The sequence below is a fragment of the Pseudomonas sp. TREG-RG-20F-10-E-6-01 genome, from assembly GCF_022662455.1.
Taxonomy (GTDB): Bacteria; Pseudomonadota; Gammaproteobacteria; order Pseudomonadales; family Pseudomonadaceae; genus Aquipseudomonas.
The window spans coordinates 863,630-878,107 of record NZ_JAKNQP010000001.1 but is presented as its reverse complement, the minus strand read 5'-3'; the positions used below and the strand labels follow the sequence as shown (position 1 = coordinate 878,107).

Sequence of the window (14,478 nt, the reverse complement as noted above, 5' to 3'; positions counted from 1 at the left end):
TGGTTTCAATGGCGGGGCGCAGTTAGCAACAAATTGCATAATATATTCAGGAGTGCCGCCTTCCCCTGTGGGAGCAGGCAAAGCCAGCTCTCACATTGTGTACCGAGCGCCGTCAGCTGATTTTATGGAGATAAGCCGGCAATGGCTGTTCCGGCAGCACCGACAACACCTTCAAGCGTTGCAGCATCCGCTGGCGTGCTCGCTGCAAATGCTCACGCAAATTCAGCGCCGCGGCGTCATATGCACCGTGCAGCAGCAGTTCCAGAATCAAGCGGTGTTCGGCGAGCATGGCGGGATCGGCGCCGATCCCCAGTAAACGGTAGAAAATCCGGCTGATGATCATCGGGCTCTGGCCCTGGCGAATCAGCGCGGCGATCTTGCGGTTTTGCAGGCCGGCGAGGCAGCGCTGGTGCAAGTCCTCTTCGATCTGCTCAATGGCTTGCAGGCTGCACTGTGGGCTTTCTTGAGCCGCCAGCACGCGCTGCAACATGGCTTCGAGCATGTCGCGGTCGAGGTTCGGCGCGCTCTGGCGCAGGGCTTCGGGTTCCAGGCAGGCCCGCAGTTCGTAGTCTTCGGTCACCTCGCGCGCGGTCAGCGGCCCGGCCAGCCATTGGGAGTAGGGCTCTTTTTCCACCAGGCCACGGTCGCGCAAGCGCATCAGTGCTTCACGCACCACGGCGCGGCTGACGCCGTAATGGTCGGCGGCGGCTTGCTCATCCAGGCGGTAATGGCCGAAAGCAATGCAGGTGGACAACGCCGCGCCGATTTCCTCGACGATCCGCTCGCCGAGCGGGCGGGTGTCTACCAACTCGTCATCGCCGTTGAGGCCCAGGTGCGCAGGGCTCAAGGGCAGGCGCAGCGGCTCCATGGCCAGGCCTTCGGGGTTGATCAGGTACCCGCGGCCATTGAAGCGGCAGATCAGGCCTTCGTCGTGCAGCAGGTCCAGCGCCTTGCGCACCGGCACGCGGCTGGTGCCGAACAACTCGGCCAGCGGCGCTTCCAGCAAGACCAGCCCATGGCGGGCGGTGCCGTTGACGATCGCATCACGCAATAGCGTGTGAATCATCGCGTAACGGGAGGCCGAGGCGGACACTGCTTTCATCTGCTTCTCTAGGTAAAGAGTTGAAGGGCTTGTAGGAAAGTGGTCGGGGATTCTCTCATAGTTACCCTGTCACTCTGCGCCACGCTGCTGGCACTTTTTTGGGGCCTTGGCCGTCACCCTGTTACTTTTCTGCACCAAAATGTACTTATTAATAAAAGATACATTATTTCATTCAAGGCCCGTGCCCACACCTTTGCCAATCTTTTTGTTTCCTACAAAACCATCTAGCCCGTAGCTCAAGGGCAGAAACGCGCTCGTGCAAAAATGGCGGCAGCAAAGACTGGCACGAAAGCTGCCTTTGTAAAATGTACATTTTATTAATATGTACGTTTTATGAGGTGCATCTTGATGTCAGACGCCACATCAATGGCCGAAGCGTTCGCCAGCGGTCGCAGCGACCCGGTGCAAGTCCTCGAACAGGCGCTGCTGCACGCGAGCATGGCGCCCACCGTGTTTATTTCCCTGACGGCCGAGCGCGCCCGTCGCGAAGCCGAAGCCGCCGCAGCCCGTTGGCGTGCCGGGCAACCGTTGAGCGTGTTCGATGGTGTGCCGCTGGCCTGGAAGGACCTGTTTGATGTCGCCGGCAGCATCACGACCGCCGGCGCCGCTTACCGTCGCGAGGCGCCAGCGGCGTTGCTCGATGCGCCGAGCGTGGGCCTGTTGTGCCGCGCCGGGATGGTCAGTCTCGGCAAGACCAACCTCAGCGAACTGGCCTATTCCGGCTTGGGCCTGAACCCGCATTTCGGCACGCCGTATAACCCGAACGGCAGCGATCAACCGCGTATTCCCGGTGGCTCGTCATCCGGTTCGGCCGTCGCCGTGGCCGGCGGCATTGTGCCAATCGCCATGGGCACCGACACCGCCGGCTCCATCCGCATTCCGGCCGCGCTCAATGGCGTGGTGGGCTACCGCAGCAGCAGTCGACGCTACAGCCGCGACGGGGTATTCCCGCTGGCGCACACCCTCGACAGCCTCGGCCCGCTGACCCGCAGCGTGCGCGATGCCCTGGTGATCGACGACCTGCTCAATGGCCGCGCGCAAACCCATGTTGCCCGCAGCCTCAAGGGGCAACGCTTTGTGCTCGAGCAAGGCGCGCTGGAAGACATCGAACCGGCCGTACGCAATAACCTGCTGCGCGCCATGGACCTCATCAAGGCCGCAGGCGCGCTGATCGAGGTGCGCCCGTCTGCCACCTTCCAGGCCGCGCTCAACCTGATCAAGCAGGACGGCTGGCTCGGCTCATTCGAAGCCTTCGCGCTGCACGAGGCCTTGCTCGACAGCCGCGACGCCGACCTGCTCGACCCGCGCGTACGCCGCCGCCTGGAAGCTGCACGTTCATTGCCCGCCAGTCAGTTGCTGCACCTGATCGACGCACGCCGTCGCCTGCAGTGCCAACTGGTCGACGAGCTCGACGGCGCCGTGCTGATTACCCCGACCGTTGCCCATGTCGCACCCCCGTTGGCCCCGCTGGAAGCCGACGACGAGCTGTTCGTGAAAACCAACCTCGCCACCCTGCGCCTGACCATGCCCGGCAGTCTGCTCGACATGCCAGGCGTCAGCCTGCCCAGCGGCCGCGATGCCCTGGGCCTGCCCACCGGGCTGCTGCTCAGCGCCCCGTCGGGGGAAGACGCACGCCTGTTGCGCGTGGCGTTGTCCGTCGAATCCGTAATGACTATTTAAGGAGACACATCATGGCTAAAGACATTCTCTGTGCATTTGGCGTCGACGTTGACGCCGTCGCCGGCTGGCTCGGTTCCTACGGCGGTGAAGACTCGCCGGACGACATCTCGCGCGGCCTGTTCGCCGGTGAAATCGGCGCGCCGCGCTTGCTCAAATTGTTCGAACGCTATGGCCTGCGCACCACCTGGTTTATTCCCGGCCACTCGATGGAAACCTTCCCCGAGCAGATGAAGGCGGTGGCCGACGCCGGTCACGAAATCGGCGTGCACGGCTACAGCCATGAAAACCCGATTGCGATGACGGCCGAACAGGAAGAAATCGTCCTGGATAAATCCATCGAGCTGATCACCCAGGTCACCGGCAAACGCCCGACCGGCTACGTCGCGCCGTGGTGGGAATTCAGCAAGGTCACCAACGAGCTGCTGCTGAAAAAAGGTATCAAGTATGACCACAGCCTTATGCACAACGACTTCCACCCCTACTACGTGCGCAAGGGTGACAGCTGGACCAAGATCGACTACAGCCAGCACCCCGACACCTGGATGAAACCGCTGGTGCGCGGCGAAGAAACCGACCTGGTGGAGATCCCGGCCAACTGGTACCTCGACGACCTGCCGCCAATGATGTTCATCAAAAAAGCCCCCAACAGCCACGGCTTCGTCAACCCGCGCCACCTGGAAGAAATGTGGCGCGACCAGTTCGACTGGGTTTACCGCGAACACGAACACGCAGTGTTCACCATGACCATTCACCCCGACGTGTCCGGTCGCCCGCAAGTGCTGCTGATGCTTGAGCGCCTGATCGAACACATCCAGAGCCATGCCGGTGTGCGCTTCGTCACTTTCGACGAAATCGCCGATGACTTTATTCGCCGCCAACCGCGTTCCTGACCCTTAGCCCACACCCCCGAGGCGCGATTTATGTCCATCTACAACAAGCTTGACCTGACTGGCTGGAAACCCCGGCAACTGACGTCCCAGGAAGTGCGCTTCGCCACTTGGATCGCGTTTTTCGCCTGGGTGTTTGCGGTGTATGACTTCATCCTCTTTGGCACCTTGCTGCCGGAGATCGGCCGGCACTTTGGCTGGGGAGAAGTGGAGCAAGCTGAAATCGCGACCTGGGTGGCGGTGGGCACGGCAGTGGTTGCCTTTGCCATTGGCCCGGTCGTGGATAAGTTGGGGCGGCGCAAAGGCATTATTTTTACCGTGGCCGGCTCCGCGCTGTGCTCGGCACTCACCGCGATTGGCGGGGCGTGGGGCAAGTCGCCGCTGATTCTGATCCGCTCGTTGGGTGGCCTGGGCTATGCCGAGGAAACCGTCAACGCCACGTATCTGAGCGAGCTGTATGGCGCCTCTGAAGACCCGCGCCTGACCAAGCGGCGCGGGTTTATCTACAGCCTGGTGCAGGGCGGCTGGCCGGTCGGTGCGTTGATCGCCGCCGGGTTGACCGCGCTGCTGTTGCCGATCATCGGCTGGCAGGGTTGCTTCATCTTTGCCGCGATCCCGGCCATCGTGATTGCGATCATGGCGCGCAAGCTCAAGGAGAGCCCGCAGTTCCAGATTCACCAGCGCATCAGCGAACTGCGTAAAAGTGGCGCGGTGAAAGAGGCGCAGAACGTCGCCGTGACCTACGGCGTGGACTATGACGAACACAGCAAGGCCGGCCTCAAAGCCGCCTTCCGTGGCCCGGCCCGCCGCGCCACGCTGGTGATCGGCGCCGCGCTGTTGCTCAACTGGGCGGCCATCCAGGTGTTCAGCGTGCTGGGGACTTCGGTGATCGTCAGCGTGCACCATATCTCGTTCGAGAATTCGCTGATCATCCTCGTGCTATCGAACCTGGTGGGGTACTGCGGTTACCTGACTCATGGCTGGATGGGCGACAAAATCGGCCGTCGCAATGTCATCGGTCTGGGCTGGATGCTCGGCGGCCTGGCGTTTGCCGGGATGCTGTTTGGGCCAAGCAATATGGCGATGGTGGTGGGGCTCTACAGCCTGGGCCTGTTCTTCCTGATCGGGCCGTACTCGGCGGCGCTGTTTTTTATCAGCGAGAGTTTCCCCACCAGCATCCGCGCCACCGGTGGCGCGATCATTCATGCCATGGGCCCGATTGGGGCGGTGGTGGCCGGTTTTGGCGCCACCCAAGTGTTGTCCGCCGGCAGCGACTGGCAGACCGCCGCGCTGTGGTTCGGCGCGCTGCCATGCTTTTTGTCCGGTGCGCTGATGTTTGCCGCTCGCCATGTGCGCCCGGAAACCGTTCAGTGAGGAGTGTGAGATGAGCCGTAAAGTTGCCCTGATTACCGGTGCCGCCAGCGGCATCGGCCAAGCCCTGGCCGTGGCCTATGCGCGCAATGGCGTGGCGGTGGTGGGCGGGTATTACCCGGCCGATCCGCACGACCCGCATACCACCGTGGCGCTGGTGGAAGAAGCCGGTGGTGAGTGCCTGATGCTACCGCTGGACGTGGGCGACACCGCCTCGGTGGACGCGCTGGCCGCGCAGGCCGTGCAGCATTTCGGCCGCCTGGATTACGCAGTGGCCAATGCCGGTTTGCTGCGTCGCGCACCGTTGTTGGACATGACCGATGCGTTGTGGAACGAGATGCTCAATGTCGACCTGACGGGGGTGATGCGCACCTTCCGCGCGGCCACCCGGCATATGGGCGAGGGCGGCGCGCTGGTAGCGATTTCGTCGATTGCCGGCGGCGTGTATGGCTGGCAGGAGCACAGCCATTACGCGGCGGCCAAGGCCGGCGTGCCGGGGTTGTGCCGGTCGCTGGCGGTGGAGTTGGCGCCCTTGGGCATCCGTTGCAACGCGGTGATTCCGGGCTTGATCGAGACGCCGCAGTCGCTGGATGCGAAGAATTCGCTGGGGCCTGAAGGGTTGGCGAAGGCGGCGCGGGCGATTCCGCTGGGCCGGGTAGGGCGGGCGGATGAGGTGGCCTCGTTGGTGCAGTTTTTGACCAGTGAGGCATCCAGTTATCTGACCGGGCAGAGCATCGTCATCGACGGCGGCTTGACTGTGCGCTGGCCTGACTGACTGTACGCGGTGCAAAAAATGTGGGAGCTGGCTTGCCTGCGATAGCGGAGTTTCAGCCCCACATGTACTGACTGATCCACCGCTTTCGCAGGCAAGCCAGCTCCCACAGGGACCGTGTTTGTTTTAGGAGATTTTGTATGCCTCAACTGAATAACCGCCGCGCCGTCATCACCGGCGCCGGCAGCGGCATCGGTGCCGCCATTGCCCGCGCCTACGCCGCCGAGGGCGCGCGGCTGCTGCTGGCTGACCGCAATGCTGCCAGCCTTGCCGAAACCGCCATCACCTGCCGCAACCTCGGCGCCGAAGTGTTCGAATGCCTGGCTGACGTCGGCACTGTCGAAGGCGCCCAGGCCAGTGTCGACCGCTGCGTCGAGCACTTCGGCGGCATCGACATTCTGGTCAACAATGCCGGCATGCTCACCCAGGCGCGCTGCGTCGACCTCTCCATCGACATGTGGAACGACATGTTGCGCGTCGACCTCACCAGCGTGTTCGTCGCCAGCCAGCGCGCTTTGCCGCACATGCTGGCGCAACGTTGGGGGCGCATCATCAATGTGGCCTCGCAATTGGGCATCAAGGGCGGCGCCGAGCTGACCCATTACGCCGCCGCCAAGGCTGGCGTGATCGGCTTCACCAAATCGCTGGCGCTGGAAGTGGCCAAGGACAATGTGCTGGTCAACGCTATCGCGCCGGGCCCTATCGAAACGCCGCTGGTGGGCGGCATCAGCGACGACTGGAAGCGCGCCAAGGCCGCCGAATTGCCCCTGGGCCGTTTCGGCCTGGCCGATGAAGTCGCGCCCACCGCTGTGCTGCTGGCCAGTGAGCCGGGTGGCAACCTGTTTGTCGGCCAGACGCTGGGCCCGAACTCCGGCGATGTCATGCCATGAGTGAGGTGTAACCATGTGCGGACTCTGCGGATTACTCGGCGAAGACCTGCACTGGAGCGACCCCTTGGGCGATGAACTGCCCCGGCGCCGCGAACGCCTGCGCCGGATCGCCGCGATCAACCAGGTGCTGGCGGTGTTCCGGCTCAAGGTCGAAGACTTTCAGGGCGCGTCCTACCTGTTGTTGGGCGCCACCGGCAAGCAGGCATTGGCCAGTGGCCTGGATCAACTCTGGCAAGCGGCTGAAAACATGCTCGGCCGCCCGCTGGATCCGCTGGACCCCCGCTTGCTTGATCACCTGGAGTCATCATGAGCATTGCCCTCAACGTCATCACCGGTTTCCTCGGCAGCGGCAAGACCACCTTGCTCAAGCGCCTGCTGCAAGGTGAAAGCCTGGGTGACACGGCGTTGCTGATCAATGAGTTCGGCGATGTCGGCATCGATCATCTGCTGGTGGAAGAAGTTGCGCCGGACACCGTGCTGCTGCCCAGCGGTTGCGTGTGCTGTTCGATTCGCGGCGAGCTCAAGGAGGCGTTGCTCGCCCTGTTGCAACGGCGCGAGCGCGGTGAAATTCCGGCGTTCAAGCGGGTGATCCTGGAGACCACCGGGCTGGCCGATCCGGCGCCGATCCTGGCCACGCTGAACAACGATGTGCAACTGCGCGGGCGTTTTCATATCGGCCTGGTGATCACGCTGGTCGATGCCAGTCACGCCACGTTGCAAGAGCGCCTGCACCCGGAATGGCTGGCCCAGGTTGCGGCGGCCGACCGCTTGCTGCTGAGCAAGACCGACTTGGTCGGCGACTGTGAAGCGCTGCGCGCGCACTTGCGGGCACTCAATGCGGGGACGCCGATTCTCGACACCCATGAGGTTCACAGCGGCGATCAGTTGCTGCTTGGCGAAGGCTTGCGCAGCGCCGAACCGGCCGTTGAAGTCAGCCGCTGGCAACTGCATCAGACCACCACCGCCACCCACGGCGCCGTGCAAGTGTGCTGCCTGAGCTTCGACCAACCGCTGGACTGGGTCGGCTTCGGGGTCTGGTTGTCGATGCTGTTAAGATGCCACGGCGAACGAATCCTTCGCGTCAAAGGACTGCTCAACGTGAACGCAAGCTCGGCCCCCATCGTCATTCATGGCGTGCAGCACTGCCTGCATGCCCCGGTGCATTTGCCCGCGTGGCCCGGCACCGACCGCCAGTCGCGTCTGGTGTTTATCCTGCGCGGCCTCGACCCGGCGCTGCTGCGGCGCTCCTTCGAGGTGTTCTCACGGCGCTTCGCAGCATGATCACATTACGTGTGCTCGGTACGTCCGTGACCCTGCTGGAGTGCTTGCGCGTTCGCGCCGAAAAAGAGCTGGGTATTCGCCTGGTCTATCAGGTGCACGACGTGGCGCAGGCCCAGCGCATCGCCGTGATGCAGCCCGACAGCTACGACCTCTACGACCAATGGTTTCACAACGTTGATTTCGTCTGGCCGGCGCGGGCGATCCAGCCCATCGACACACGGCGCATCGCCTTGTGGCACGAGATCAATGATTTGCCCAAGCGTGGTCGCTTATCGGCCAACGACCGGTTGGGTGGCGGCAGCGTGCCCAGTGAGCGCCTGTTCGTGCAGCACGACGGCAGCCTTGGCAGCAGCGTCACCGAGCGCATCAGCATGCTGCCGTTGACCCATAACGCCGACAGTTTTGCCTACCGCCCGGAGCGTTTGCCCGAAGGCTTCAGCCACGGCAATGAAAGCTGGGGCTGGCTGCTCGACCCGGCCTGGAGCGCGCGCACTGCGCTGCAAAGCGATGCCGCGATTGGCGCGCTGGATGCCGCGTTGGCGGTGCAGGGCGCGGGGCTGGCGCAGTTCAAGGACATCGGCAATATGAGCATCGAAGAGATCGATGTACTGGCTGACATTCTGGTGCGCAAGCAGAAGGAGGGGCACTTTGCGGCGTTCTGGTCGGATGATGAAGAAGCCGCGCAGTTGATGCTGAGCCCCAGCATCGATATCCAGAGTCTGTGGTCACCGACCCTGATGCGCTTGCACCGGGCAGGCGTGAAATATCGGCTGGCGGTGCCCCGTGAAGGGTACCGCGGATGGTTTGGTGGGTTGTCGCTGTCGCGCCATGCCCAGGGGCCGGTGCTGGATGCGGCTTATGCTTATCTGAATTGGTGGTTATCCGGCTGGCCGGGGGCGGTGATGGCGCGTCAGGGCTATTACATCGGTAACCCGGCGCGCACCCGCGATCATTTGAGCAGCGCCGAGTGGGATTACTGGTATGCCGGCAAGCCCGCCCGTGAAGAGCTGCTCGGCAGTGATGGCTTGCCGTTGATCGACGTCGGCGAGGTGCGTGATGGTGGCTCCTATGAGCAGCGCATGGGCCACATTGCGGTGTGGAACTCGGTGATGGATGAGCACAATTACCTGGTGCGGCGGTGGGGGGATTTCATGCGCGCGCGCGTGTGATTGCGTACGTCCCCGTCACCCAGCTTGGGGCTATGCCCCAACAGCCCTCCGAGCCAAGCGTTTGCCGCCAATAAACTGACAGACACATCCCCGTCCCTATTGGGTGTACATATCCCAGCCCCCAGCTAATCTGGTTGAACCAACCATTCGTTAAAAACGAATGTTTTTTTGACGCCAGGTCAGCAGCCGCCAGGAATGCGTATGACAAAGGGACGGATCGGCACAGAGAGGCGCGTGCTGCCAGAGGCCACGGCAATGAAGTGGCGCCACACATTTCAGACCCGCATTGCCGGGGTGTTGGCGCTATTGCTGCTGGTGGTGGTGGCTGCGACCTACTTCGCCGTCAAGGCCGCCACCACCCGCGCCGTGGAGAAACAGGCCCAGGTTCAGCTCAGCACCGGCAGCCAAGTGTTCGAACGTTTGCTCGACCTGCGCGGGCGTCGGCTGCAATACGGGTTGGATTGGCTCACCGCCGACGGCCCCTTCAAACAGGCGGTGGCCGAGGGCAACCCCGAAACGGTAATGGCCGCGCTGCGACGGCATGGCACCGGCCTGCGTTCCAGTGAAGTGTTTGTGTTGGGCCTGGATGGCAAGGTGATGGTCAGTACCTTGCCGGTACTGACGCACGGCCAGCCCTTCCCGTACGACGAGGCCTTGCGGCATGCGCGACGCAGCGGCTTGCAGATGCTTATCGTCGCGATGGACAGCCAGCCCTATCTGCTTGTGCAGGATGTCGTCCTCGACCCGCAGCCCATTGCCCGCGTGGTGATGGGCTTCCCCATGGACAGGCAGTTCGCCAACGAACTGCGTTCCATGAGCAACCTTGAAGTGTCGTTCCTCAGCGTGCAGAACGGCCAGGTCGGCGAGTTGTTCAGCACCCAGCCTGAGGCCTACCGGGCCACCATCATCGATACGCTGCACCAGGCGCAACTCAACCCTGATGCGCAGATCAACCTGTTCTACGGGCAACGCGTGCTCAGCCAGGTGCTGCCGCTGGCCAACACCGGCGAGGGTGATGAGGTGCGCGTGTTGCTGCAAAGCCCGCTGGACCATGCGCTTGAGTCTTTTGCGCCGCTGGACCGGCAGTTCCTCGGGATCGCCCTGGCGGTGTTGTTGGTGTCGCTGGCCGCCGCGTTGTTGCTGGCGCGCCGCGTGTCACGCCCGCTCAACGCCCTGGTGGAGGCGGCCGAGCGGATTGGTGCCGGTGATTATCGAACCCCGGTGCGGGTGCGCAGCCACGATGAATTCGGCTTGCTGGCCCGGGCCTTTAATGCAATGCAAAGCGGCATCGCCGTGCGCGAGCGGCAGCTGGCCCATAACGCGTTGCATGATCCGCTCACCGGCTTGCCCAATCGCGCGTTGGCCATGGAACGCCTGGGCAGTGCGATCAGTGCGCAGCGCCCGGTGGTGTTGCTGTACCTGGGGATCGAAAACTACCGGGTGATCAACGAAGGCTTCGGGCCACAGGGCGTCGAAGAAATGTTGCGTGAAGCCAGCCGGTGCCTGTCCATGTGCCTGTTGGCCAGTGACACCGCTGCGCGTATCGCCGGCAGCGAGTTTTTGCTGTTGCTGGAAAACACCGAGATCGACCGCGCGGTAGCCCGCGCCGACCGCCTGTATGGGCTGCTCACCGAGCCCCAGCGCATCGGCAACGACGAAGTGCGGCATGAAGTCAGCATCGGCATTGCCGCCTACCCGGCCGACGGCCAGCAGGTCGAAGAACTGATCAGCCGCGCCGCCATTGCCCGGCATGATGCGGCGAGCCTGCCCGGGCACCTGCAGATCTATCAACAAGACCGTGACCTCGCGCACCAGCGCCAGATCACGTTGATCCGCGACCTGCGCCGCGCGGTCGTCGAAGGCGAATTGTTCCTGTGCTACCAGCCCAAACTCGACCTCATGCATGGTCACGTACGCCAGGCGGAAGCCTTGCTGCGCTGGCAGCATCCGACGCTGGGCCAGGTGTCGCCCGCCGAATTCATTCCCTTGGCCGAACGCACCGGCAGCATGCGCAGCATGACGCTGTGGGTGATCGAGGAAGCGATCCGGCAGATCGCCGAGTGGGCAGGGCGCGGTTTGCACATTCAACTGTCGGTCAACATTTCGGTGGACGACCTGGCCGATGACGACCTGGCCATTCGCGTCACCGCCTTGCTGATGCAATACGCTGTCGCGGCGCAGCAACTGACCTTCGAGATCACCGAGAGCGCGATCATGCACAACCCGCAACAGGCGCTCAGCGTGCTGGAGCAATTGCGCGGCTGTGGCATCAGCCTGTCGGTGGACGACTTCGGCACCGGCTATTCATCCCTGGCGCAGTTGCAGCGTTTGCCGGTACAGGAATTGAAGATCGACCAGTCGTTCATCCGCAACCTCGACAGCGCCAGCGGAGACGGCGTGATTGTGCGTTCGACCATCGAAATGAGCCACAACCTGGGGCTCAAGGTGGTGGCTGAGGGTGTGGAGTTCGAGCCCAGCCTGAAGTTGCTCAGGCAATGGAAGTGCGACACGGCGCAGGGTCACCTGATCAGCCGGCCGTTGAACGCCATGGCGTTTGAGATGTGGATGCGCCGCGCGCGGGTTGCCCTGTAAACCCTCTCGCCTGAACACCCCTAAACCCTGTGGGAGCGGGCTTGCTCGCGATGGCCGTGTGGCCGTCAAAGAATCTGTTTCTGTTGCACCGCCCTCTCAGGCAAGCCAGCTCCCACATTGAGTGAACACGGGCACAAAAAAGGCGGCTACCCATCAGGTAGCCGCCTTTGTTTTACCGCCGGTTAACACTTAGTCCGGCAGTTTGAACGCCATCACATAGTCACCCTGCTTGGTGCCCAGCGAGCCGTGACCGCCAGCCATGACCAGCACGTACTGCTTGCCGTCCTTGCCGGTGTAGGTCATCGGTGTGGTTTGCGCGCCTGCTGGCAGGCGGCCTTCCCACAGCTGCTTGCCGTTTTTCACGTCATAGGCACGCAGGTACTGGTCGAGGGTGCCGCTGAGGAAGGACACGCCACCGGCGGTGGTGAATGTCCCGCCCAGGCTAGGCACGCCCATGGTCAGCGGGACCGGAACCGGCGAGCTGTCGCGCACGGTGCCGTTCTTGTGCATCCAGATGGTCTGGTGGTTGGTCAGGTCGACCGCCGCCACATAACCCCACGCCGGTGCCTGGCACGGCAGGCCCAGAGGCGACAGCAGCGCTTCGAGGATCACGCCGTACGGCGCGCCTTTGTTTGGCTGTACGCCTTCGGTTTCGCTGACGCGCGGACCTTGCTTGGCAATGTCGGCCGCCGGGATCAGTTTCGATTTGAACGCCATGTAGCTCGGGTTCACGAAGGCAATCTGGCGAACCGGGTCGACGGAAATGCCGCCCCAGTCGAACACGCCGAAGTTACCTGGGTAAACGATCGAACCTTGCAGCGATGGCGGGGTGAACGGGCCGTCGTAGCGCATGGATTTGAAATCGATCCGGCACAGCATCTGGTCAAACGGTGTCACGCCCCACATGTCGCGTTCTTTCAACGGCGGCGGCATGAAGTTCAGGTCGGATTTGGGTTGGGTCGGGGAGGTGTGATCACCGGCCACTGCGCCTTGCGGTACAGGGATTTCGTTGATCGGCACCACAGGCTGACCGTTGGTGCGGTCCAGCACGTAGATGCTGCCTTGCTTGGTCGACGCCATCACCGCTTGCTTGACGCCCTGTGCGGTCTTGATGTCGATCAGGCTAGGCTGGCCGCCCACGTCCATGTCCCACAGGTCGTGGTGAGTGAACTGGAAGGTCCACTTCACGTGGCCGCTGTCGATGTCCAGAGCAGTCAGGCCGGCGCTGTATTTTTCCGAATCTTCGGTACGGTCGCCGCCGTATTGGTCAGGCATCTGGTTGCCCATCGGCAGGTAGAGCATGCCGAGTTTTTCATCGACGCTGAACATGGACCACATGTTCGGCGAGTTGCGGGTGTAGGTCTTGCCCTCGGCCAACGGGGTGGTGTCGTCCGGGTTGCCGCTGTCCCAGTTCCACACCAGCTTGCCGGTGTGCACGTCGAACGCGCGGATCACGCCGCTAGGCTCGTCGGTGGAAACGTTGTCGGTCACGTGACCGCCGATCACGACCAGGTTCTTGGTCACGGCCGGTGGCGAGGTGGAGTAGTAACCGCCTGGGGCGAAGCTGCCGATATTGGCACGCAGGTCGACCTGGCCTTTGTCACCGAAGTCTTCACACATTTTGCCGGTGTCGGCATCCAGGGCGATCAGACGGGTGTCGGCAGTCGGTACAAAAATGCGTTTCGGGCAGACGGTGCTGACCGGAGCGGTGCTGGCACTGCCGGTAGGGCTCTGCTCGGAGGCGTACACCGCGTCATCGTGATACGACACGCCACGGCAGGTCATGTGCGCCCAACCTTTGAAGTTCGCCGCACCTTCGGTGCTGATCTTCGGGTCGAAACGCCAGATTTCCTTGCCGGTGTCCGGGTCCAGGGCAATTACCTGGCTGTGCGGCGTGCACACGTAGAGCATGCCGTTGACTTTCAGCGGGGTGTTTTCCGCGGTGGTTTCACCGGGATCGCCTGGGCCAGGAATGTCGCCGGTGCGGAAGGTCCAGGCAGGCACCAGCTTGTGGGCGTTTTCCGGAGTGATCTGCGCCAGTGGCGAGTAACGATCACCGAAGGCCGAACGACCGTAGGAGTTCCAGTCGCCATCGGCCTGGGCCGGTGCAGCGCTGGCCATGCCAGGCACGGCGTCGCGGTCGAGCTGACCGGTCTTGACCATTTCACCCGGGTTGGTGAATTGGCTGGCCAGGGCGGCAGCGCCCGCCAGCACCACGGCCACGCTCAGCGCGCCAGTGCCCAGCGGCGCAGGCTGGCCGCGCAATAACGGACGGCGAAACCACGGCAGCAGCAAGACGATGCCCAAGGCGAACAGCAGGGCCAGGCGCGGCACCAGCTGCCACCAATCCAGGCCGACTTCCCACAGTGCCCACACGGTGCTGGCGAACAGCACCAGTGCGTACAGACCCAGCGCGGCGCGGCGGGTGGCCAGGAGCAAAACGCCGGTGAGGGCGATGCCAATACCGGCCAGCAGGTAGTACAGCGACCCGCCGAGCATGCTCAGCTTGACGCCGCCGGCCAGCAAGGCCAGCCCCATGATCAGCAGCAAGATCCCCAGCAACCTGGGCAGCAGGCGGCTTGAGCTTGAAGCACCATCAGTGCTCATAGTGTGTTTCTCCGTGACGTTGGAATTATGTAACCCCGTGCTTCACTGTAGATGACGATTCGGCGCGGGCTTGGTTCAGCGTTAATTCGGTTTTTCTGGGGATAAGAGGGTTATCCACAGGCGGGCG

Annotated in this window: 11 protein-coding genes; 9 read left to right on the top strand and 2 right to left on the bottom strand. The window is 63.1% G+C overall.

Features of this window, described 5'->3' with window-relative positions; translation table 11 throughout:
• Positions 1-112 precede the first annotated feature (112 nt).
• Positions 113-1,102: a GntR family transcriptional regulator gene (locus tag L8K08_RS04175; RefSeq protein ID WP_145161414.1), complete on the bottom strand. Its 990-nt coding sequence runs from the start codon at positions 1,100-1,102 to the stop codon at positions 113-115.
• Between the two features lie 348 nt (positions 1,103-1,450).
• Between L8K08_RS04175 and L8K08_RS04170 the strand changes: the two genes are divergently transcribed.
• The 9 genes from L8K08_RS04170 (at position 1,451) to L8K08_RS04130 (ending at position 11,744) form a co-directional block, all read left to right on the top strand.
• Positions 1,451-2,782, top strand: coding sequence for an amidase (locus L8K08_RS04170; protein WP_242194490.1), 1,332 nt, complete (start codon positions 1,451-1,453; stop codon positions 2,780-2,782).
• A gap of 11 nt (positions 2,783-2,793) precedes the next feature.
• The gene (locus tag L8K08_RS04165) at positions 2,794-3,672 is read left to right on the top strand and encodes a polysaccharide deacetylase (RefSeq protein WP_053254585.1); all 879 of its coding nucleotides are present in this window, start codon (positions 2,794-2,796) and stop codon (positions 3,670-3,672) included.
• Between the two features lie 30 nt (positions 3,673-3,702).
• A complete protein-coding gene (locus tag L8K08_RS04160) occupies positions 3,703-5,043 on the top strand; it encodes an MFS transporter (RefSeq protein WP_242194487.1) in 1,341 nt (446 codons plus the stop codon).
• Between the two features lie 10 nt (positions 5,044-5,053).
• Entirely contained in the window at positions 5,054-5,815 is a 762-nt protein-coding gene (locus L8K08_RS04155; protein ID WP_145161424.1) for an SDR family NAD(P)-dependent oxidoreductase, read from the top strand.
• 137 nt (positions 5,816-5,952) lie between these two features.
• Positions 5,953-6,702: an SDR family NAD(P)-dependent oxidoreductase gene (locus L8K08_RS04150; RefSeq protein ID WP_242194485.1), complete on the top strand. Its 750-nt coding sequence runs from the start codon at positions 5,953-5,955 to the stop codon at positions 6,700-6,702.
• A gap of 13 nt (positions 6,703-6,715) precedes the next feature.
• On the top strand, positions 6,716-7,012 hold the full coding sequence (locus L8K08_RS04145; RefSeq protein WP_145161429.1) for a hypothetical protein: 297 nt from the start codon (positions 6,716-6,718) through the stop codon (positions 7,010-7,012).
• The gene (locus L8K08_RS04140; protein WP_242194483.1) at positions 7,009-7,983 is read left to right on the top strand and encodes a GTP-binding protein; all 975 of its coding nucleotides are present in this window, start codon (positions 7,009-7,011) and stop codon (positions 7,981-7,983) included. The genes L8K08_RS04145 and L8K08_RS04140 overlap by 4 nt, the downstream gene beginning before the upstream one ends.
• Positions 7,980-9,152, top strand: a complete 1,173-nt coding sequence (locus L8K08_RS04135) for a PotD/PotF family extracellular solute-binding protein (RefSeq protein ID WP_145161435.1) — start codon at positions 7,980-7,982, stop codon at positions 9,150-9,152. The genes L8K08_RS04140 and L8K08_RS04135 overlap by 4 nt, the downstream gene beginning before the upstream one ends.
• A gap of 255 nt (positions 9,153-9,407) precedes the next feature.
• On the top strand, positions 9,408-11,744 hold the full coding sequence (locus L8K08_RS04130) for an EAL domain-containing protein (RefSeq protein ID WP_242194481.1): 2,337 nt from the start codon (positions 9,408-9,410) through the stop codon (positions 11,742-11,744).
• A gap of 189 nt (positions 11,745-11,933) precedes the next feature.
• Here L8K08_RS04130 and L8K08_RS04125 read toward each other — a convergent pair whose 3' ends face one another.
• Complete coding sequence (locus L8K08_RS04125) at positions 11,934-14,351, bottom strand: glucose/quinate/shikimate family membrane-bound PQQ-dependent dehydrogenase (RefSeq protein ID WP_242194479.1); 2,418 nt, start codon at positions 14,349-14,351, stop codon at positions 11,934-11,936.
• Between the last annotated feature and the right edge of the window lie 127 nt (positions 14,352-14,478).

Bases quoted from the DNA above. Each gene is read 5' to 3' on its own strand.
- L8K08_RS04175 (WP_145161414.1), bottom strand. From the start codon at position 1,102: ATGAAAGCAGTGTCCGCCTCGGCCTCCCGTTACGCGATGATTCACACG.
- L8K08_RS04170 (WP_242194490.1), top strand. From the start codon at position 1,451: ATGTCAGACGCCACATCAATGGCCGAAGCGTTCGCCAGCGGTCGCAGC.
- L8K08_RS04165 (WP_053254585.1), top strand. From the start codon at position 2,794: ATGGCTAAAGACATTCTCTGTGCATTTGGCGTCGACGTTGACGCCGTC.
- L8K08_RS04160 (WP_242194487.1), top strand. From the start codon at position 3,703: ATGTCCATCTACAACAAGCTTGACCTGACTGGCTGGAAACCCCGGCAA.
- L8K08_RS04155 (WP_145161424.1), top strand. From the start codon at position 5,054: ATGAGCCGTAAAGTTGCCCTGATTACCGGTGCCGCCAGCGGCATCGGC.
- L8K08_RS04150 (WP_242194485.1), top strand. From the start codon at position 5,953: ATGCCTCAACTGAATAACCGCCGCGCCGTCATCACCGGCGCCGGCAGC.
- L8K08_RS04145 (WP_145161429.1), top strand. From the start codon at position 6,716: ATGTGCGGACTCTGCGGATTACTCGGCGAAGACCTGCACTGGAGCGAC.
- L8K08_RS04140 (WP_242194483.1), top strand. From the start codon at position 7,009: ATGAGCATTGCCCTCAACGTCATCACCGGTTTCCTCGGCAGCGGCAAG.
- L8K08_RS04135 (WP_145161435.1), top strand. From the start codon at position 7,980: ATGATCACATTACGTGTGCTCGGTACGTCCGTGACCCTGCTGGAGTGC.
- L8K08_RS04130 (WP_242194481.1), top strand. From the start codon at position 9,408: ATGAAGTGGCGCCACACATTTCAGACCCGCATTGCCGGGGTGTTGGCG.
- L8K08_RS04125 (WP_242194479.1), bottom strand. From the start codon at position 14,351: ATGAGCACTGATGGTGCTTCAAGCTCAAGCCGCCTGCTGCCCAGGTTG.